The sequence below is a fragment of the Candidatus Paceibacterota bacterium genome, from assembly GCA_040905715.1.
Classification (GTDB): domain Bacteria; phylum Patescibacteriota; class Minisyncoccia; order Phycocordibacterales; family CSBR16-193; genus JBBDHZ01.
The window spans coordinates 199,707-217,891 of sequence record JBBDRA010000003.1; the positions used below are offsets into that span (position 1 = coordinate 199,707).

Below are 18,185 nucleotides of genomic sequence, written 5' to 3' on the forward strand. Positions count from 1 at the left end.
TGAACAACACGAGGAATTGAGTTAGAATGACCGTTCGTTGCCAGTTAGAATGCGTCGGTGGCAGAGCGGTCAAATGCACGAGGCTGTAAACCTCGCGACTTCGGTCTTCGCAGGTTCGAATCCTGCCCGGCGCACAAAATTAAAAACGACACTATTTATTTTAGTGTCGTTTTTAATTTATAGTGGTGACAGGATTCGAACCGTAGGCGCCTAAAAACAAGGAGCCGTGCGACTATGTTTTTAGTGCGTTTCGACCGAAGGGAGAGGCGAATCCTGCCCAGGAAAATTATTTGTGACCGAATCCCTATGTTTTCTAACTAGAGCGCCGGGAGATGAGCGAATTTCTTCGCTCGCGTCAGGATTCGAAGCGCCGGAACATATCGCGTAGCGATGTGAGGCGCCGGCAAGGAGTCTTAGTATTTTCGAAGCGAAGCGCACGAAAATACTTAGAACTCGCGGGGCCGAATCCTGCCCAGAAAAAATATTCTTAACTGAATCCAGCACACCCACACCCTTTTATCTCTCTCCCGAGGTTAAACCTCGGGAAACTCGGTTCGATTTAAGAGAAGGTAGATCCTGCCACACACTCTTGCCCTTTCACTCCTGTTCCATTAGAGTTAACCTAGTTCTTTTGAACAAGAAAGGAGATGATTCGATGGAACAGCAGCATACCAGAAATTGGGTAATGAAATTTCTTCAGCAGAAGAAAGATCGTTTAAATTCAATCGTCGGCCAGTCGTGGAGAAGTATCACCGGATGGTTTTCCCGAGAGCAGAAGGGCCACGTCATTGATCCGTCAATCGCGCTGGCACACTTGAAGGGTTCTGTTCTCATAGACACGTTGCACGTGTCTGTCAGTGATTCAACAGATACGTTGCATGCAGATGCTGACCCGGGACAAAAAAGTGGATCGTATCACGTTGAGCTCGAAGGCAGGTTTACTCCTTCTCTCGAACAGTGTTCAGACGAGGGTATAACCGGCGATAAGGTGCTTCCTGAATCGGTGATGCTTGAAGTGATCACGCAGGCTGTTATGGCTGCGGTGGTTGATCATCTCGATCTCGAAGGTGGGAAGGTTATTAAGCCGCGACACGCTGATATCGATTGGTCCGGCGAGGTGCCCGCTGACTTTCGGTTCATCGTGACCATTCCGTCGATCGAGTTATCACCGGATAACACAGAGGTGTTTGCCAAAAATATCATCGGAGAAGTGAGTGGCGCACGTGTCGTTACTGTGTCGTTGTTCACCTTTGCGATCATTGAGCAGCAGAAAAGTTCCACAAAAGTTTCATAGCCCCGTCACACTTTTTGGTAAGTAATCAGAAGTGTGGTGGGGCTTTTTCATTGTGCTTACTGCTTTTGTAAAAATTTGCTACAGTTGCTCTATGCAACCACGAGAATATAACTCAAACGCACTTCGTACCTGGATCGATGTTGATACCAAGGTACTTGAACACAACTACAATCTTTTTAGGGAGGTTCTCTCTAAAGAGACAACGTTGTGTGCGGTCGTTAAGTCAAACGCGTACGGGCACAGTCTCGTTGATTATGCTAAGCAGATGGAAGGGTTTGGCGTGGATTGGCTTGCGGTCGACACGCTTGTGGAAGGTCTTCGACTGCGCGAAGAAGGTATCACTGCACCGATATTGGTTCTGGGGTATACGCTGCCTGATATGTTCACAAAGGCAGCAGACAATGATATATCCATAATGATCTCCGGGTTTGAATCGCTCGGCCACGCGCTTCGGTATGCGGGCAAGAAACCTCTTAAGATTCATATTAAATGCGACACCGGAATGCATCGGCAAGGATTCTTGGAGGGTCAGATAAAAAAGGCGGTGCGAGACATTCGCAAAGCAGAGAATCCGAAGGTTGTGATTGAGGGCGTCTTCACACATTTTGCGGATGCCAAAAATCCATCCGAGCCGCGCCGGACGCAAGAACAAATAGAGATCTTCGAGAGGGTCAGACAAGAGTTCGTTGACGCAGGGCACTCACCTATTGTTCACGCTGCCGCTACGTCGACTACTGTTATCTTCCCTGAAGCACATTATGACATGGTGCGTGTCGGCATCGGTCTCTATGGCTTGTGGCCCTCTGTCGCTACCAAGCAGTATGCGCAAGAATGGCTTCCACTCCAACCCGTGCTTTCCTGGAAAAGTGTTGTAAGCGAGGTGAAGGCGGTCCCTGCCGGTTCGCAGTTCGGATACGGTTTTACCGAAAGCGTTGCTCGGGATTCAAAGATCGCGGTCATTCCGATCGGCTACTGGCACGGGTATCCACGCTCGCTTTCATCGATCGGTCATATGTTGATCCGTGGCAAGCGTGCCAAAGTGCTCGGCACCGTTTCGATGGATATAACGGTAGTTGATGTTACTGACATTAAGGGAGTTAAGGCAGGGGATGAAGTAATGCTTATTGGAAAAGACGGCAAAGACGACATTACTGCCGATGAGCTCGCCGGTATGACCGGCACGATCAACTACGAGATCGTTACTCGTATCAATCCATTAATTAAGAGGTTTTACGTTTAGTATAAATTGTGACACGGCGTGTTGTACGAGTTATCAAATACACACATGTATTTGATAAGTACGTTGATTTTGGTAGTGTTGCGGTGGGAAGACGGTAAAAACCTTTTTAAGGAGAAAACTCGTGCGTTGGAAAAAACGATTGCTGACGTTGGCAAAGTGTTGTTGGCTCGATAAACAAATCGCCACTCATTGGTTTGGTTGGGAAATGGATCCCGGTGATGCTGGAGCAAAGCCGGGAATTAATGCGTATCATTTTCACGTCCCGCCTGATCACAATATTGTGAACCTCACCGACTACTGGCCGCCGGCGAGATCACAAGCTGTAAAGGAGCGGGAACGAGCAATCAGGCGGGTGTTGAAACATCGGTTTATGCCATAAATGTGCAAAATCAGGCATGATGTTCGTATGCAAGAAAAGCTCAAGCAGAAGGTAACCGCACCTTCTGCTTTTTTTATTTTTGTGGCACACTTGGTCGTATGCGACAAAACATAGTACATCCGGGCGCAGATGAATTAAGTTACGAGATACGAGAGATTGTTGAAGTAGCAAACCAGCTTCAGGCTGCCGGTCAGACGATCTACTGGGAGAACATAGGTGACCCGGTCGCCAAAGGTGAGAAGATCCCCGACTGGATCAAGGAGAAGATCATCGAGGTCATCAAAACAGATGACAGTAGTTTTGGCTATTCTCCCACAAAGGGTGATGTAGGTGCGCGTGAGTACATAGCCCACGAGCGCAACATCGAAGGGGGGATACAGATCACCGCCGATGATATCCTGTTCTTCAATGGGCTTGGTGACGCTATTTCTAAAATATACGAATACGTTCATCCGGATGTTCGCGTCATCGGCCCAAACCCGGCCTACCCGACTCATTCCTCTGCTGAGGCAGCCCACGCCGGCTCTCATCATCTGACCTACCGTCTTGATCCCTATAACAACTGGTATCCGGATCTGGAGGATCTGCGAAGTAAGGTGGAAAAAGATACGTCTATTGGCGGGATCATCCTGATCAATCCGGACAACCCGACGGGTATGGTGTATTCACAAGAAGTGATCGCCGGACTAGTGGATATTGCCCGTGAATTCAACTTGTTCATTATCTCCGATGAGATCTACTCGAACATTTTTTATGGAGGTGTTGAGCATAAGAAATTAGCACAAGTGATCGGTGACGTGCCGGCGATCGCAATGCGCGGTATCTCAAAGGAGTTTCCATGGCCTGGTGCGCGGTGCGGTTGGGTCGAGTTTTATAATCGGGACAAGGATGAAACATTTAATCGGTACTGCCGTTCACTGGTCGACGCCAAGATGCTTGAGGTGTGTTCAACCACGTTGCCGCAGAAAATGATCCCAAAGGTAATGGGAGACGAGCGGTATTATCCATATTTGGCTGAGCGTAATAAACAGTATGAAAAGAGAGCGCAGCAACTGTATGACGCGCTGGCAGATATCGAAGGTCTGGTGGTGAACAAAGCCAACGGCGCATTTTATATGACAGTAATGTTCAAGAAAGGGGTACTCACCGGCACTGAGATGATCCCGATCGAAAATGAGGATGCGAGGGGGATCGTTGCACCATATCTCAAAAATGGTCACGAGGCGGACAAACGCTTTGTTTATAACCTACTCGCTTCGACCGGTATTTGTGTCGTGCCGCTTTCGACCGGGTTCAATTCAGACCTCTTTGGTTTCCGGATCACGCTCCTCGAACGAGATGATGATACATTCGAGTATATAGTGGGTACCTTAAAAGACGCTATAGAGAAATATATTCAGAAAGCTTGATTTTCTGCTACTTTTCTTGTAATCTAGTTCAATACTTCATGTTTATGCCCGTGGTGGCTTAATAGGCCTAATATGTAGCGCCTTATAATCAAATTATGTCACAAGATAACCTAATAAAACTCCAGTGTGGAGACTGCAAACAGATCAACTATTGGTCTCGTAAGAATAAGAAGCTTGATCAGAACAAGATCACGCTTCAGAAGCACTGCAAGTGGTGCCGAAAGCACGCGGAGCACAAAGAGATGAAGAAATAGAAGGGGACAACCCATAAAAAAAGAAAAGCCCTTTATCAGGGCTTTTCTTTTTGCTATAGTAACAGCGATCAATTAGGGGCGTAGCTCACCTGGTAGAGCGTCGGTCTCCAAAACCGAAGGTAGCAGGTTCAAGTCCTGTCGCCCCTGCAATTTAGGATTTTTAGCGTAGATTTCACTCAAATCCCTTTTATCCTCGCCGTATTTAGGTGGTTCTAACCTATCGTGAATAGCGTCCACTGCTTTCTTCATTGATTTCATAGGAAATAGCAGATTATCCCAATCAATTCGCAGTATTTTGTCTTTAAGGATTAGGTTCGAACCTAATGTAGCGAATATTTCTTTTTTCGTTTCCAAATTGTTACTTTCTCTAGCTTCGGCAAAGAGGGAAGACGCCTTTTCAGCAAAACTAAATCCACGTTCTGCTATCTCAAGCCAGTTATCTACACGCTTGTCTGTGCCCTTGAGAAGTTCTTGATATTTATCCTTCTCTTCAAGTAGTTTTTGTTTTCGCTCACGAAACTCTTCCTCACTAAGTTCATCATTGGCACGCATATCAATCAGGTTATCTAACCTGCGTACGCATGATTCATATCCTCGCCTCTGTGAGCTGTAAATGAGTTCTCGGTCATCTACCTCCTTTGAGTTCATTTCCTTGAGCCGTGCCAGTGCCCAGTCTTTGAAATCAGTGGGTATTTCTACAGATTCCAATTCTTTTGCTATTTGCTTTTCAAGCTCCTTTTCTTCAATCGGGGACTGACTGCAATTTGGGTCCTTTCGTTTCGTGCAGTGATAATAGGTGTAATAGTGTGAGTTGCCATTCTTTTGGTGCTTCACTTTCTCCTCAGCTGTAATCATGGCTCCACACTCACCACATTTTAGAGGACCACGGTAGGCAATAGTATGTCGTTTTGGTCGTGTTGTATTTTCTCTGCCTAGCATTTGCTGTACTCGCTCATACTCTTCTCGAGTCACCAGAGGCTCATGTTTCCCCTTATAGGTATTACCGTCGTGCTCAATAACTCCCATATAGAAAGGATTAGTAAGTATCCTGTAGGCAGTACTTCTAGCGACTGGTTTGTTGCCACCTCGCTTTGTTTTACGAGTTCGCAGACCCCATTCATTATTTGCTATATCTAAAATCTGAGTCGGACGATAATTGCCTGTTAGCATTAAATCCCAAATCTTACGGATAAGGTTGAACCGCTCTGGGTCCTTGATGATGGTTTTTTCAGATTTGTCATTTAGGTAACCAATTGGCGGTAGGCTAGTAGCCCATCCTCTTTTTAGTCTACCTAAGTTGCCTCGTTTTACATTTTTACTTAAATCAAGAACGAATTGGTTTGCTACTCCACTTTCCACATTAAATAGCAGTACATTATCTCCAGGGAGGTATTCTCTGTCTACTGTTTGTATGCTCTGGAGTACGTTGCTTTGCAAGAGCCAGCTTAATCTACCACTGTCTACTGGATTGCGAGAGAGGCGGTTGATTTGCCAGCAAAGTATGCCGTCCGCTTCACCGTCCTCAACTCGTTGCAACATCTCCTCAAAAACAGGGCGATTGTTTGGAGTTTTTGCTGATTTCGATTCCGTAAGGTGTTCAATAATTTCAATGTTGAGATTATGAGCAAGTTCCGTGAGGCGGTTTGTTTGGTCCTCTATAGATTGTATCTGTCGGTCCTCACTCTCAGAGGATTTCCGAGCATATAAAAAGTATCGTTTTTTGTTCGTATCTTTGCTCATATAAAAACCCGAAAGGGACGGTCTGTGTTGAACCAACTACACGTGGCAATCACAGGGATAGACACGATAGCGGAGCAGACCGCCCCTCTCGGGCTACTATAGTATCTATCCCCGTGCATACACCTACGCATAGTTGGTTCAACAATTACATTATATCATCTTTTCTCAAGTGAGGACCGAGTAATAAGCTCAAATCTATCAAGTGCTTCGTCCACAAAAGCAATGCCATTGGAGTAGGGTAAGTTCTTGGTTAGTTCTGATGCTTCACGTATCTTCTTTGTGAGACGTTCAGGATGACTTGGACTCCAGCAGCTGGCTACCAATTTACGGAGTTCTTTTACGCCACGGTCTTTAATAATACATGTCAGACCATAGGAAATAAAAGCCCGATTCATACTGTGCACCTCTCCTTTTTTTCTTGCTTCCTCAGCTATGTGAAGAAGCAGCTTAAAGTCGTCCGTGGGACCAATGAGTGCAAGTTGATTTTCTGGTCTTTGTACAAGTGTATGCCATGATTTAAGTAGTATTGTTTTGCTTAAGTTATCAGAAAACAAATCCCTGAACGCCACATAGGTTTTTGGTTTTCTGTCCAAAACAGCGTTTATGTCTCGCTGAACCGCCTGCGTCTTTTTTATACGATATTCGAATCGAAATACCTCTTGATTCTCGAGTCCGTACTTTTCAACGATACTTCTTTCACCCACAATTTTCCCTTTGTCTTTACGTTTCACTTTGGGTCGCATTGCGTCAGCTATTTTGTCGTAGAAAACACGTTCAACGGTTCCAGAATAGATATGAAGGACCTGCCCACCATTCTTGTTCTCTTTAGTGGTTATATCCACAGTTTTATTTATATCTACTTGTTGTAACTCTGCGAGTATGTCTTGCAATCGTATATCTCGCGGAAGTATTACATTCTTACAGAAGTGGACACCTGACACACGAGCGTTCGCAATTACATTTGCTTCAACGATTATCCCAACACTTGAGAGTGATTTCTGAAGAACAGTAAGAGCTTCCCCTAGGTTCTTGTCAGACACTTCTTGCAAGCTGTTACCGTATAGGAGTTTGGGAAGTGAGAACTCTGCTATAAGTACATACAGAACCTCTTTGCGTTCTTTATCAAGCGTCTCCAGAACATCTACTTTTGGTAGATAGGTGTCTTGTGCTGGGGCTTTTAAAACGAAACGACGAAGGTAGTGTCGGTTTGATTGCTTTTCTGTGTCAGAAAGCTCGGTGTATTCTCTGCGAACTATTTCTGGTAGAAACCGTTGTTTGTAACCAATTTTGAACTTGCCTGGTCCGTATATCTTTATGATGACAGTATCCATAGTATTTTTGTTGTTGGCGGTGTTTTTCAAGGAAACCTCTTTAATCAGGTAGATTCTCTGAGGTATGACAAACACTCTCTTTGGCTTCATGCTTAGAAGTAATCTCAATCAAACGGATGAGACGTGAGCCTTTATCAAGAGCCTCGGCTTTGCTGATGTCTTTACCGAAATGTTTTCGATAGAGTGCCTGAAACTCGATTATGTGTTCATCCGTTAGTTGCATGACTAATCAGAGTAGAGCTTGTTTTTAAGAGCTTTCAGGTTGTCAAAGTACGACCGCGCCTTGACTTCTAATTGGTTAGAAAAATACTTATTGGCATGCTCCTCAATTTCTTTATCTCGTTTGAATACAAAAAGGACCTTACGAGAGTTTGTTTTCTCTAGTCCCTGAAGTTGGTAACCGCTAGACAGTAGTGCTGCCGAGGCTCCGAGGTCATACGTTGTGAAGACTGATGATGAGTCCTCGCGGAATGAGACTGCTTCTTGGTTCATGGTAATGATTTCTAAACTCCGAGTAATGCGGGTTTCTCTAAAGAAAAACCCAGTGCCTATAGTGGCAAACTGGGTTACTCAGATATGAAATCTACGCGAAATCTACGGTCAGGACCTCTTTTGTTTTCTACGCCATTCTATTGCTAAACGCCTATTACGCTCCCTTTTACATTCGTCACTTTTACATATCTTTTGAGGTTTACCACCTCGTCTTAATGTTGGTGGGTATTCATTGCCGCAAATCTCACATCTTGAGATTTCAAGAGGAACAGAGTGCATTGAAAGCATAGGGACTATCGCAGGTGAGGTGATTTTCTTTCCAGTAAGGCATTCATAGTAAAAAGCTAAATATTGCACGAGTTCTAGATACCAGTTAGACAATCTGACCGCATTAGCGACTCCGTGTTTTACACCCAGCTTTTTCATTCGTACTGAATCTTTCTGAGAGATTTTTAAAATAGCGGGGGATTCGTGGGCTTTTATAAGAAGAGGATTCAAAAGGAAAGCCTGATGCAACAATGTTTCTATCCAATGAGGAATGTGCTCCTCTGTAACATTCGGGTTTTGCTTTTTAATCAAGTCAGCATAATGCTTACCTGTAATGGCTGAATAGTGACTCATAAAATCATTCATGAGCTTGCTTCTTATTGGACCATTTCCACGACTTTTCCATATTGTTCTTGCTGCATCTTCAAAAAAACAATCCTGTAAATCTCTAATGTCGAGAAGTAGAGTTGCTACTTCATCCCAGTGTTTGCTCCCTTGCATTATCGTTTCCTTGTTAAGGTCGAGAAGCTCCTGCCAAGTTGTAAGTATTGCGTTAGAGTTTTGCTTAGGGTACTCAAGCGTCTTTTCCTTCCATCTTTCTATCTGGACGAGCGAATGTAACTGGTATGTAGCATAGTAGCTGTCACCTTTGTGCTTTGCGAGGGGCGTTATTAAGTTATTTTCTTCATACCAGCGTAAGTGTTTTTCGGGGATAATGAATCCCCTATGTCTATACAAGCCCCTAAGAGTATCCACGGTATGTAAGCGTTCAACGACTATTGTGGAGCTTCTGTGTTCGACTCTTTTTTTAAGAGATGTTGGGGTGTAAACAATTCTCTTCTGAATCTCCTTTGCCTCTTTCTCATTTTTTGTTGGTCTATAGGTTCGTATATTTTCACTAAGAATACCCCACATTTTTAGCCCCAGTTCCCTAGAAGTAGCAGCTTTAACCTCTTCTAGTCGTGCTGCATGTTCAAGTGATAACTTGTCCAACGTGTCTTTGTTTATAGTGAAATACGGACAATGCGTCTTTGACCTTTTGAAAGAGTTTTCTTGCTCTTTTACCCACTTATTATAAGAAGCGATAATCGCTCTTTTGGTTCTTTTTTCTGCCATAGTAATTGTAATATGGTTCCCATACTAGCATCTTTATATACTTTCGAAATCTTGAAGTGTATGGTTTAATAAACCTACACAACTGAATATTGTTACGACCTAACCCTTAGGAATTGCTCTTGAGGCATGGTCCAAAAACGCTACGAACATAGAAAACCCGTCATCAGGGCGTTCGTAGCGTTGCCAGGGGAAACTCTGGTAGAGGTAACCGAAAGGTGCCTTCCTGGTGGCGGGCTTTGTGTATCTGCCGCCAGGCGTTACTAACTATTACTATTTTCGTATGGAAGAACAAAATAAAAAATGGTATCAGAAGCCAGTTGGCATAATTGCTTTATTGGTCCTATTTTTTCCTGTAGGACTTTATTTAATGTGGAAGTACGCTGAGTGGGATAGGAATGTAAAGTGGGTTGTTACGGGGGGTGTTTTAGTGGTTATTATGATTGGTACTGTCGCAGGTGAAGTAGACGAACAATCAACCTTGTCAGAGGGAGAAAACCAGGAAGAAAATAAATCGGTTGATGAATCTAACCTCACAACAGAAGAAAAAGTAACGCGGGCGGCTGAGGAAATCGTAGGTAATCACGACAGTGTCGAGGTAATGGTGTCTGAAGGAGATGCGTTTCTTATATTTGAGGAAGAAACTTTTTATACCATCGAATCGGCTGTTAGAGACACATATGAGTATTTTGTGAAATGGGGAGAGGAAGCACTTGCCTATGATGAAATCGGTTTTGTTTCTGTTGAGGCAAAAACGCAATTTACTGATGAAAAAGGTAGAACATCTATGGGCACAATTATTCGTGTCCAGATGAATGAAGAAAACTTTAATGAATTTGAGTGGAAGAATCTTGATTTTAGACCTATTCACAATCAGATAGACGAGTACGGGACGTTGTTTGTCCATCCACAGGTCTGGAGAGAGGTAGACATGAACGAAGATGCATACCTATCTTTGTAAAAAAGCAAATAGCTCTAGATATAGCTAGTTATGAAAAATCTACTTAAAAAATATTGGGCACTGCCAAAGATATATCAATTTTGTATCGCTGCCGTGGTATTCGTGTGCCTTTTCTTGGTTTTACCCAATGTTATTGCGTATATTTTTGCCGCTGCCGTTTCTTACGATTTGATTGATAAGAAGGTTTGGAAATATAGTGCAGTATCATTTCTTGCAGTTGTTGCTTTTTCTTCGGGCGTTCTGTGGATTGACGGGAAAACAGATTCACAACCAGTTGAAAGTAGTAGTGTTACTCAATCTGTAGACAGTGCAGAGCATAGCGAATCTAACCAAAAAGCAAAAACTACAAACGAAAGTGCTACTACAAGCCAAAATAATGTAGCGGAAGTAGAAGCGAGCCAAGGAGAAAGTAGTCAGCAGGATAATGGAGATGAAGCAGAAACTGATATTACGGGTCAAGAAGAAAATAATGAACAGGATGACAAAGACGAGGACTCACAAATTGAAACTGAATCCAATCAAGTTAATGAAGGAAATGACGAAATCAGTCAAGATTCTCTAGCTGAAAATGATAGTGTCGATGAACCATACGAAGTTGTCGATGTCGTTGATGGGGACACGGTAAAGCTGAGTATTGATGATGAAGTGGAAACTATTCGTCTGATTGGTATCGATACACCCGAGACTGTGCATCCGTCTGAGCCAGTTGAGTGTTTTGGGAAGGAAGCGTCAAACAAGGCAAAGGAGCTGCTTTCTGGGAAAACAGTTGTGCTAGAGGCGGATGAGTCACAAGGGACAAGAGACGCTTACGGTAGATTGCTTGGGTACGTTATTCTGCCTGGCGGCAGGAACTTCAACAAACTGATGATTGAACAAGGGTATGCGTACGAATATACGTACTCTACACCGTATAAGTATCAGGACGCATTCAAGACGGCGGAACAAAATGCTCGAACAAGTGAAGTTGGTTTATGGGCTGATGGGGCGTGTGATGATTGGGAAGAGAAATCCGAACAAGAGGACCAAACGAGCGATAGTACAACGTCAGAAGGTAACTGGTATGTGAGCTCACATCATTCATCGAAGTACTACTACTGCGAAGAGAGTGACGGCTGGAAGTCCCTTTCAGAAAGCTACTTAAAGGTCTATGAAAGCGAATCGGCACTGCTTGCTGACTTCCCAAACCATACCTTGCACGAGAGTTGTGAGTAACATTACCTATTGACAACATCTCACATTGTATTATTTTATCACTATGAAAAGATTTTTAATTCTTACATCTCTCTGCGTAGCTTTCGTGTTCTCGGCGGTAGTACCTAACGTCGTTTCAGCAGATGTGTGGGTAGATGGGTACTATCGGAGTAACGGCACCTATGTTAATGGACATTACCGAAGTAGCCCAGACGGTAACCCTTACAACAACTGGAGTTATCCTGGTAACACCAACCCATATACAGGAGAAACTGCTGACGGAAACGCGAATACTTATTTAGATAACTACTACGACAATAGTAGTGGTTATGATAGTTACAACTGGAGTTACGATTCGTATGACTATGATTATGATAGTTATGACTCATATGATTATGACTACGACAGCTATGACTCGTATGATTACAGTGATTCTTCGTATGACACTTACGACTACAGTTCTACCTACGACTCAACACCTAACTGCCCAATAAACTCCTATTACAGCAGTATTGATGATGCGTGCACGTGCTATTCTGGTTACGCTGCGCAAAATGGTTCTTGCGTGAGAGCAAGTTCAATTTGCAAAGACGAGTATGGTTATAACGCTCGATACAACTCTTTAAGTAACTCGTGTGAATGTAGATATGGTTATATTTTCAGTGGGGGTGAGTGTGTAAGTAAAGACCAAGCCTGTGAGGACCAATTTGGATACGGGTATGACTATAATTCACTTAGCGGATATTGCGAGAAATAGCAATTTACTATGCCTAAAACCAACACTTCTACTGACTGTAAGTATTGTGGGGCTGAAAATAGCTCAATAAACTCTTTCTGTATTAAATGCGGTAGGAAAATTGAAACAGAAGAACTGACAAAATCTTCAGTTACTGGATGGTCTCTGGGCATCCTTTTGGGTGGAGTGTTTATAGCGTTATCTATAATACTTTATGGCTAAATATGAAAATACTTAAGATTATTACAATTATTGCAAATGTTCTCGCTCTCTTTGTTTTGTTAGTCTTATTAGACGGTGGAGATTTGAGTGGCGGTGGCTTCCTTTTCTTTCTGATTATTTTTGTACTTAACACTATATTTGTTATTCGCTTTCGAAAAATGAATACGAATAAAGGATGGATTGGTTTATTTTTGGAGCGGAAAGCGATGGAGGAAAAACGAAAAATAAGAGATTTAGAGGGAGGGTCCGAAAAGCAGGATGATACAGTTAAAGAAAAGCGGGAAGACGAGAAAAGGGAACAAGATTCTGAGCAGGTAGAGCAAGTAGACAGTTCACAGAGTACTGCGGGCGATGTAAAGTACTGTGGTCAATGTGGGGCTAAATCGGATATTGATGATATGTACTGTGAGCAGTGCGGAACTAAACACGAGATATAAACATTACTATGAAATGCAGAGAGTGCGAAAAAGAGGTAAAAGATAGTGCAGTTTTTTGCTCTGATTGCGGATGCAAATTAAGTGGTCCTAAAGAATATAATTCTCCAGTAAATATCAATTACTATGCAAGTGACTGGAGGCAAACGAATACGTTATCAGTAGCTACTTTGGCTTATGTCGACCTTCTAGTGAAAGAAGATGGGTTATACATCATACAACTTCCTCGTTATCGTAGCGGTGTAATACTTGCATCCTTAGTCGGTTTATTAATCGCTAATTTTTTTGGTTTTTTGATTGGTTCGACAATAGCTCACTCAGTGAATAAAGGTAAGCGTAGAGAGTTAAGGAAGAAATGGTTAAATAAAAATAATCAATTGGCTACCGATAGTTTTAAGGAGTACGTACTTTTACATATTCCACAATCAAACCTTGATGCTTCTCTTAAACTCAGGAGACGCAAGGTGGTCATTGAGTACGGTGGAAATAAGGTAGTTGCAAAGAAAAACAAAAAAGAAGTCAACAACTTACAGCGTGCTATAAATGGAGAAAAAGTTCCAATGCCGATTAGAGATGAGCAGCAGGCACAGGAAATACAAGAAGATGAAGCAACGAAGAAAAAACAAGCAATTATTGTTTTATCAATTGTTGTAGGATTGTTTGCTTTTTTGTTGGGAGGTATCTTATTAGTAACTCTACTTATTTAACTAATATATGAATTGTTCGAACTGTAACAAGGAAATAAAAGAGGGTGCTAACTTCTGCTCTGCTTGTGGTACCGAGGCGGTTAATAATCCTGGTGGTGCAGTGAAAGTGCTAGGAGAAACAGATGAAAGGTCTCAGCTTGAAAGAAGTAAATATAATAAAGCTCGACTGCTTTGGATTCTTGTTCCGATTGCCTCTATGTTCGTCTTAGCTATTCTTTGGGGTATTGTCTCATTTCTTGAGGAGGTTGCTCCGTCTTTAAGAGTTCTAGTGGAATTATTTAATGTTTTTGTTCCAATCTTTTTTGCTCTTGCTCTGATATTTATTCCAATTGGAATTGTAGTGGCTATTAGAATCACGAACAAAATAAAGAGATTGGGTGTTGAATATGACTCACGCTCTGGTAAAGGCGATGCGTCTATTGTTCCTGATGAAGTTAAGAAAGGTCTAAACTGGGGTCCAGGACTTGGTATTATATGGGGAGCTTACTTCAACATATGGAGCTCTCTTCTTGTGCTTATTCCATTAGTTAATCTAATCTGGTTTATCGTTGCTTTGGTTGAAGGAAACGAATGGATGTGGAGGAATAATAAATGGGTTTCCGTAGAGGAGTTTCAGGATTCACGTAGAAGATGGAATATAGCTGGTGCTACAGTACTGATAATCTCTCTTTCTCCATATCTGCTAGTCATACTGATAGCCTTAGCATCTGCTTAATACGTTACCCTATGAAACAGCACACAAAGTATTTTTTATTGTCTGGAACACTGGTCTTTATAGTTATCCAAGCAATAGGTAACTATTCAACCTATAGTTTTTTATTGGCAGGTCTATGGCTTGGCTTTTGGGTTGGTGTTGATGTGAAAAATAGATACGAGAACTTCTTAAGTGAGTAATAAAATAACTTTTTTATATGCTAAATGGTTGGGCGATAATAATTGCAGTTGTTGCGGGTTTGTTTGCAGGAGCGATTACTAATGCCTTGCTTCAATTCATATTTGATTCTAACGAGGATTACTCTGGTAGTGCTTTTTTAGTAGGATGGCTTGTTTTGATGTCGATACTCTTTTTTTGGCGTATTATGTTTCACTAAGTGGCAAAAAATCTTTTAGGAGTCTTCAACCATCTCATGTGATTCAACCGAGAGCAGAAAACAATGATGAAAGGAGTGGCGGGGTATATAGTATTTTTGTTTTGATGGTTTGAGCAAACATGACGGAAAAGAATAGCATAACTAAAAGACAGCACTACGTCCCTCAGTTTTACCTGAAGAGGTTTGTAAACCCTGATGGTAAGCTAAACATTCTTGATTGTGAAAGACGTAAAGTCGTTGCTTCAAGAGCACCCAGAAGTGTCTGTAAAGAGGATTACTTCTATGCTCTTAATGGTGAATTGGATGAAGTCAGCCAGTCTTTGGAGGAAGGGCTTCAGAAGATAGAAACTGATATTGCGAATGGTTATGACGATGTAGCAAAAAGGGTCTCTGATTTCAAAGAGATAACGCACGATGATAAAATGCTCGTCGCGACTTTTATGTCCTTGCAGTACTTACGTGGACTTTATATGAGAAAGCAAACGAAAAGAATGGACGAGGACTTTATCAAGAAAATCACTAGGCTACGGTATGGCTCTGGCAATATACATACATCGCTTGATAGGCTTGAAAATGAAACTGGAGAAAAACTATCAGAGAAAGAAAGGGAAGAGTTAATCGAGTTCGCTAAAAGCGGTGATTATAGAGTTGAAACAAATAACGCGTCCCACTTGCAGCTATTATCTCAGATTGAGGGTTTCAGAAATCTGTTTTACGGGAAAAGATGGACTGTTTATGTTTCAAAATCCAGTAAGAAGTTCGTTACGTCTGATAATCCTGTGGCTGAAATGTTTCCAGAATGGACCGGTAGGTTTTTCTACGGACCATCTTTTTTTCAAAGAACTCACTATTTTGCAATGACTCCAGACATACTAATTGTTGCAGGTGATGTTTTGCGTGGTGAGAAAAGAGTAAAACGAAAAACACTTTTTGATAGCAGGGAGGGAAACGCTAAAATCCTCACGCTGAACTTCACTGTCTCTAGACACGCCATTGCTTATGCGTATGCTAACGATAAGACCTTATTACAGGATATCGTGGACGGTGTTAATCTGTACGATAGGCAGCAAAGTAAAAAAGCATAAAATATGTCACCAATAGTTCAAATTGAGATTACTGCATCTGCTGTAGCTTGGTATGCAGCAATAGTCGCAACTCTGGTAGGAATTGCTCAGATTGTGGCTGTATGGAGGGACAGAAAGCATGTCAAAATAAAAATAGAGAAAGGAATAAGGATTATGGGTCCCGATGGTCCTGGTCCGTATGAAGAGAATACAGACTACGTTGCTATTCGTATTATTAATGCAGGGCGTAGAGAAGTTAGCATTCTCACCGCAGGTGCTAGTTTGTTAAAAGGGGGACAGCTTATCCCTACCGATATACTGAAGGCGGGAACGGTAACTCTAGGTGAAGGAAAACGATACGATGCTTTTGTAAAACAAGAGCAGTTAGATTTTTCTCAAATTGCTTATTTTTACGTAACAGATGCCACGGATTCAACTTATAAGAAACCAATCGCGAATCCCTTTAGACGTTTATATTGGTTTGTTAGAAGAAATGTTCAGATTTTTACAGGTTGTTTGTAGAAAAACTCACTCTCTCCTTCAAGCAAACAGGTTCTAACGTCGTCCATAAGTCCCTGCATCGTGAAATTAAAACCCCGACGAGGGGTTTTAATTTTGCGAAATTCAGAGGCGGCGACAGGACTTGAAAGACGGAGGCGGTACACAAGACGACCGTAGGGAGTGCTTGTCGCCGAGTCCGGGGAGAAAGCACTTAGTGAATGAAGACCGAAGGGATGAGTGAGCTTAGTGACTTGACCCCAAGTCCTGTCGCCCCTGCAATAGTTGACAAGAAACATACATATGTTATTTCTATATATAGAAGACATATAGCTAGCCGGCCAGCTAGTATCGTCTTCAGGCCAGGTCCTACGGGATCCTGGCCTTTTTATTTTTCCACAACACAGAGTTTGACCTCTGATTAGACCGCTCTAAACACTAAACCCCCGGTCCTTAGTGTTTAGAATGAGTCTCGTACGCGGGCCTGAACTTTTTATTTTGTCACACACAGAGGCCAGACATCAGTAAGTAATCCATTGACGAGTTTTTGATGCTGTAGTTAAATAGAAATAGCGGATCAGTTCATTGTTTTTCTTCATTTCGTTTGACGCTTAGCGTCAGAAAGGAGGATACCCGATGCGGTATCTGATCCTGATAGCAGCGGTGGCACTGATGAGTGTCCCCGCGCTCGCGAATGCGCCTCCGGAGAATGTCGAGAGCGATACTTTTTATTTGATCAGCCTCGACGTCATCCCGACGGCGGACATCGGCGAGCTTATGCCGGCAATGGCAGAAAAGCGGGATCGATTGTCTCCAACGCCTGTTTCCAGGATCGCGCCGGCATTCGCCAAGAGCATGAATGATTCGTGTCCGAAGGGAGGTGCGCCGGCGATTGCCGGCATGAGTACGCGTTCCCCACGCGGAGCGTAGCAACCTCACGGATGAGGATACCAAGAAAAGCACGGCCCCGGTTCGAGTGAACCGGGGTTTTATCGTGTAAGACTTCTGTTGTGATCTTGCAGTGGGTTCTTAAAACGTGTGGTGCCAGGTAGGTGGCGCGTTACGTATTTTGGGGATAAGTTATTTTGAGTCGGCATTAGCGTGATATACTTTAATTAGTATTAATAATTCACTATTTTTGTATGGCTAAAAAAGTATATTATTACGTAGTTTCGATGGTCTTTTTTGTAGTTATGTTGCTTCACTTGGCCCGCATTGTTTACAGCTGGGATGCTGTGGTTGGCGGGGCAGTCATTCCTCTATGGGTCAGTTGGGCGGCCGTTGTGATAGCCGGGTATCTCTGTGCTCGCGGTTGGATGTTTGCAAAAAATGCTTAAATTATTGATCTATGGATACTATGAATGATCAAGATATACAACAAGAACAAGTTCAATCTACTACTCAAGACTCACATCTGAACACAGCGGGTCCTGAACAACAAGATAGAAAATCTACTGAGGAAGATAACGAATTACTCATGGGTATCTTGGCGTATCTGGGACCCCTTTTCCTTGTGCCGCTTTTGGCAGCGAAGGAAAATGATTTTGCTCAGTATCACGCTAAACAAGGTGCTGCATTATTTATTGGTGCTGTGGCGATCATGATGATAGCCTGGTTTCCGATCATCGGTTGGTTGATCGGTTTCGTCGCCTGGATCGCGTGGGTTGTGTTAACGATCATCGGTATCATGAATGTTGTACAGAAAAAGAAGAAGTCATTGCCGATCGTCGGCGGACTAGCGAAGCATTTCTAGTTCGAATTT

Annotated in this window: 19 protein-coding genes and 2 tRNA genes; 17 read left to right on the forward strand and 4 right to left on the reverse strand. The window is 42.8% G+C overall.

Going from position 1 to position 18,185, the window contains the following annotated elements; all coding sequences use genetic code 11:
- The first annotated feature begins 51 nt into the window (after positions 1-51).
- The 6 genes from WD312_02070 (at position 52) to WD312_02095 (ending at position 4,723) form a co-directional block, all read left to right on the forward strand.
- Positions 52-134: transfer RNA gene (locus tag WD312_02070), tRNA-Tyr, on the forward strand.
- A gap of 521 nt (positions 135-655) precedes the next feature.
- On the forward strand, positions 656-1,294 hold the full coding sequence (locus tag WD312_02075) for a hypothetical protein (protein MEX2563877.1): 639 nt from the start codon (positions 656-658) through the stop codon (positions 1,292-1,294).
- Between the two features lie 91 nt (positions 1,295-1,385).
- A complete protein-coding gene (gene alr / locus WD312_02080) occupies positions 1,386-2,534 on the forward strand; it encodes an alanine racemase (protein MEX2563878.1) in 1,149 nt (382 codons plus the stop codon).
- Between the two features lie 477 nt (positions 2,535-3,011).
- Complete coding sequence (locus WD312_02085) at positions 3,012-4,322, forward strand: pyridoxal phosphate-dependent aminotransferase (GenBank protein MEX2563879.1); 1,311 nt, start codon at positions 3,012-3,014, stop codon at positions 4,320-4,322.
- A gap of 95 nt (positions 4,323-4,417) precedes the next feature.
- Positions 4,418-4,576 carry a 50S ribosomal protein L33 gene (gene rpmG, locus WD312_02090; protein ID MEX2563880.1) on the forward strand — a complete coding sequence of 53 codons (159 nt, stop codon included), beginning with the start codon at positions 4,418-4,420 and terminating at the stop codon, positions 4,574-4,576.
- A 74-nt stretch (positions 4,577-4,650) separates the two neighbouring features.
- Positions 4,651-4,723: transfer RNA gene (locus WD312_02095), tRNA-Trp, on the forward strand.
- A 1,748-nt stretch (positions 4,724-6,471) separates the two neighbouring features.
- On the opposite strand, the gene WD312_02100 is transcribed toward WD312_02095, so the two are convergent.
- The 4 genes from WD312_02100 to WD312_02115 form a co-directional block, all read right to left on the reverse strand.
- A complete protein-coding gene (locus tag WD312_02100; protein MEX2563881.1) occupies positions 6,472-7,647 on the reverse strand; it encodes a hypothetical protein in 1,176 nt (391 codons plus the stop codon).
- A gap of 40 nt (positions 7,648-7,687) precedes the next feature.
- Positions 7,688-7,870 carry a hypothetical protein gene (locus WD312_02105; protein ID MEX2563882.1) on the reverse strand — a complete coding sequence of 61 codons (183 nt, stop codon included), beginning with the start codon at positions 7,868-7,870 and terminating at the stop codon, positions 7,688-7,690.
- Positions 7,871-7,872: 2 nt separating this feature from the next.
- The gene (locus WD312_02110) at positions 7,873-8,139 is read right to left on the reverse strand and encodes a DUF5659 domain-containing protein (GenBank protein ID MEX2563883.1); all 267 of its coding nucleotides are present in this window, start codon (positions 8,137-8,139) and stop codon (positions 7,873-7,875) included.
- 108 nt (positions 8,140-8,247) lie between these two features.
- Entirely contained in the window at positions 8,248-9,522 is a 1,275-nt protein-coding gene (locus WD312_02115) for a hypothetical protein (GenBank protein ID MEX2563884.1), read from the reverse strand.
- Between the two features lie 280 nt (positions 9,523-9,802).
- On the opposite strand from WD312_02115, the gene WD312_02120 reads away from it, so the two are divergent.
- From WD312_02120 to WD312_02170, 11 genes are all read left to right on the forward strand, one after another.
- Positions 9,803-10,480, forward strand: a complete 678-nt coding sequence (locus tag WD312_02120; GenBank protein ID MEX2563885.1) for a hypothetical protein — start codon at positions 9,803-9,805, stop codon at positions 10,478-10,480.
- A gap of 30 nt (positions 10,481-10,510) precedes the next feature.
- Positions 10,511-11,692: a thermonuclease family protein gene (locus WD312_02125; protein ID MEX2563886.1), complete on the forward strand. Its 1,182-nt coding sequence runs from the start codon at positions 10,511-10,513 to the stop codon at positions 11,690-11,692.
- A 939-nt stretch (positions 11,693-12,631) separates the two neighbouring features.
- Positions 12,632-13,066: a hypothetical protein gene (locus WD312_02130; protein ID MEX2563887.1), complete on the forward strand. Its 435-nt coding sequence runs from the start codon at positions 12,632-12,634 to the stop codon at positions 13,064-13,066.
- A gap of 8 nt (positions 13,067-13,074) precedes the next feature.
- Positions 13,075-13,770 (forward strand): hypothetical protein, encoded by a 696-nt coding sequence (locus WD312_02135; protein ID MEX2563888.1) that lies wholly within the window; start codon positions 13,075-13,077, stop codon positions 13,768-13,770.
- A 7-nt stretch (positions 13,771-13,777) separates the two neighbouring features.
- Positions 13,778-14,485 carry a zinc-ribbon domain-containing protein gene (locus WD312_02140; protein ID MEX2563889.1) on the forward strand — a complete coding sequence of 236 codons (708 nt, stop codon included), beginning with the start codon at positions 13,778-13,780 and terminating at the stop codon, positions 14,483-14,485.
- A gap of 11 nt (positions 14,486-14,496) precedes the next feature.
- Entirely contained in the window at positions 14,497-14,664 is a 168-nt protein-coding gene (locus tag WD312_02145) for a hypothetical protein (protein ID MEX2563890.1), read from the forward strand.
- A gap of 316 nt (positions 14,665-14,980) precedes the next feature.
- Positions 14,981-15,946 (forward strand): DUF4238 domain-containing protein, encoded by a 966-nt coding sequence (locus tag WD312_02150; GenBank protein MEX2563891.1) that lies wholly within the window; start codon positions 14,981-14,983, stop codon positions 15,944-15,946.
- Between the two features lie 3 nt (positions 15,947-15,949).
- Positions 15,950-16,447, forward strand: coding sequence for a hypothetical protein (locus tag WD312_02155; protein MEX2563892.1), 498 nt, complete (start codon positions 15,950-15,952; stop codon positions 16,445-16,447).
- A 612-nt stretch (positions 16,448-17,059) separates the two neighbouring features.
- On the forward strand, positions 17,060-17,353 hold the full coding sequence (locus WD312_02160; GenBank protein MEX2563893.1) for a hypothetical protein: 294 nt from the start codon (positions 17,060-17,062) through the stop codon (positions 17,351-17,353).
- Between the two features lie 212 nt (positions 17,354-17,565).
- Positions 17,566-17,760, forward strand: a complete 195-nt coding sequence (locus WD312_02165; GenBank protein MEX2563894.1) for a hypothetical protein — start codon at positions 17,566-17,568, stop codon at positions 17,758-17,760.
- 11 nt (positions 17,761-17,771) lie between these two features.
- Positions 17,772-18,176: a DUF4870 domain-containing protein gene (locus WD312_02170; protein MEX2563895.1), complete on the forward strand. Its 405-nt coding sequence runs from the start codon at positions 17,772-17,774 to the stop codon at positions 18,174-18,176.
- Positions 18,177-18,185 lie beyond the last annotated feature (9 nt).

Coding starts and splice junctions, on each gene's coding strand:
- WD312_02075 (MEX2563877.1), top strand. CDS start 656: ATGGAACAGCAGCATACCAGAAATTGGGTAATGAAATTTCTTCAGCAG.
- alr (MEX2563878.1), top strand. CDS start 1,386: ATGCAACCACGAGAATATAACTCAAACGCACTTCGTACCTGGATCGAT.
- WD312_02085 (MEX2563879.1), top strand. CDS start 3,012: ATGCGACAAAACATAGTACATCCGGGCGCAGATGAATTAAGTTACGAG.
- rpmG (MEX2563880.1), top strand. CDS start 4,418: ATGTCACAAGATAACCTAATAAAACTCCAGTGTGGAGACTGCAAACAG.
- WD312_02100 (MEX2563881.1), bottom strand. CDS start 7,647: ATGGATACTGTCATCATAAAGATATACGGACCAGGCAAGTTCAAAATT.
- WD312_02105 (MEX2563882.1), bottom strand. CDS start 7,870: ATGCAACTAACGGATGAACACATAATCGAGTTTCAGGCACTCTATCGA.
- WD312_02110 (MEX2563883.1), bottom strand. CDS start 8,139: ATGAACCAAGAAGCAGTCTCATTCCGCGAGGACTCATCATCAGTCTTC.
- WD312_02115 (MEX2563884.1), bottom strand. CDS start 9,522: ATGGCAGAAAAAAGAACCAAAAGAGCGATTATCGCTTCTTATAATAAG.
- WD312_02120 (MEX2563885.1), top strand. CDS start 9,803: ATGGAAGAACAAAATAAAAAATGGTATCAGAAGCCAGTTGGCATAATT.
- WD312_02125 (MEX2563886.1), top strand. CDS start 10,511: ATGAAAAATCTACTTAAAAAATATTGGGCACTGCCAAAGATATATCAA.
- WD312_02130 (MEX2563887.1), top strand. CDS start 12,632: ATGAAAATACTTAAGATTATTACAATTATTGCAAATGTTCTCGCTCTC.
- WD312_02135 (MEX2563888.1), top strand. CDS start 13,075: ATGAAATGCAGAGAGTGCGAAAAAGAGGTAAAAGATAGTGCAGTTTTT.
- WD312_02140 (MEX2563889.1), top strand. CDS start 13,778: ATGAATTGTTCGAACTGTAACAAGGAAATAAAAGAGGGTGCTAACTTC.
- WD312_02145 (MEX2563890.1), top strand. CDS start 14,497: ATGAAACAGCACACAAAGTATTTTTTATTGTCTGGAACACTGGTCTTT.
- WD312_02150 (MEX2563891.1), top strand. CDS start 14,981: ATGACGGAAAAGAATAGCATAACTAAAAGACAGCACTACGTCCCTCAG.
- WD312_02155 (MEX2563892.1), top strand. CDS start 15,950: ATGTCACCAATAGTTCAAATTGAGATTACTGCATCTGCTGTAGCTTGG.
- WD312_02160 (MEX2563893.1), top strand. CDS start 17,060: ATGCGGTATCTGATCCTGATAGCAGCGGTGGCACTGATGAGTGTCCCC.
- WD312_02165 (MEX2563894.1), top strand. CDS start 17,566: ATGGCTAAAAAAGTATATTATTACGTAGTTTCGATGGTCTTTTTTGTA.
- WD312_02170 (MEX2563895.1), top strand. CDS start 17,772: ATGGATACTATGAATGATCAAGATATACAACAAGAACAAGTTCAATCT.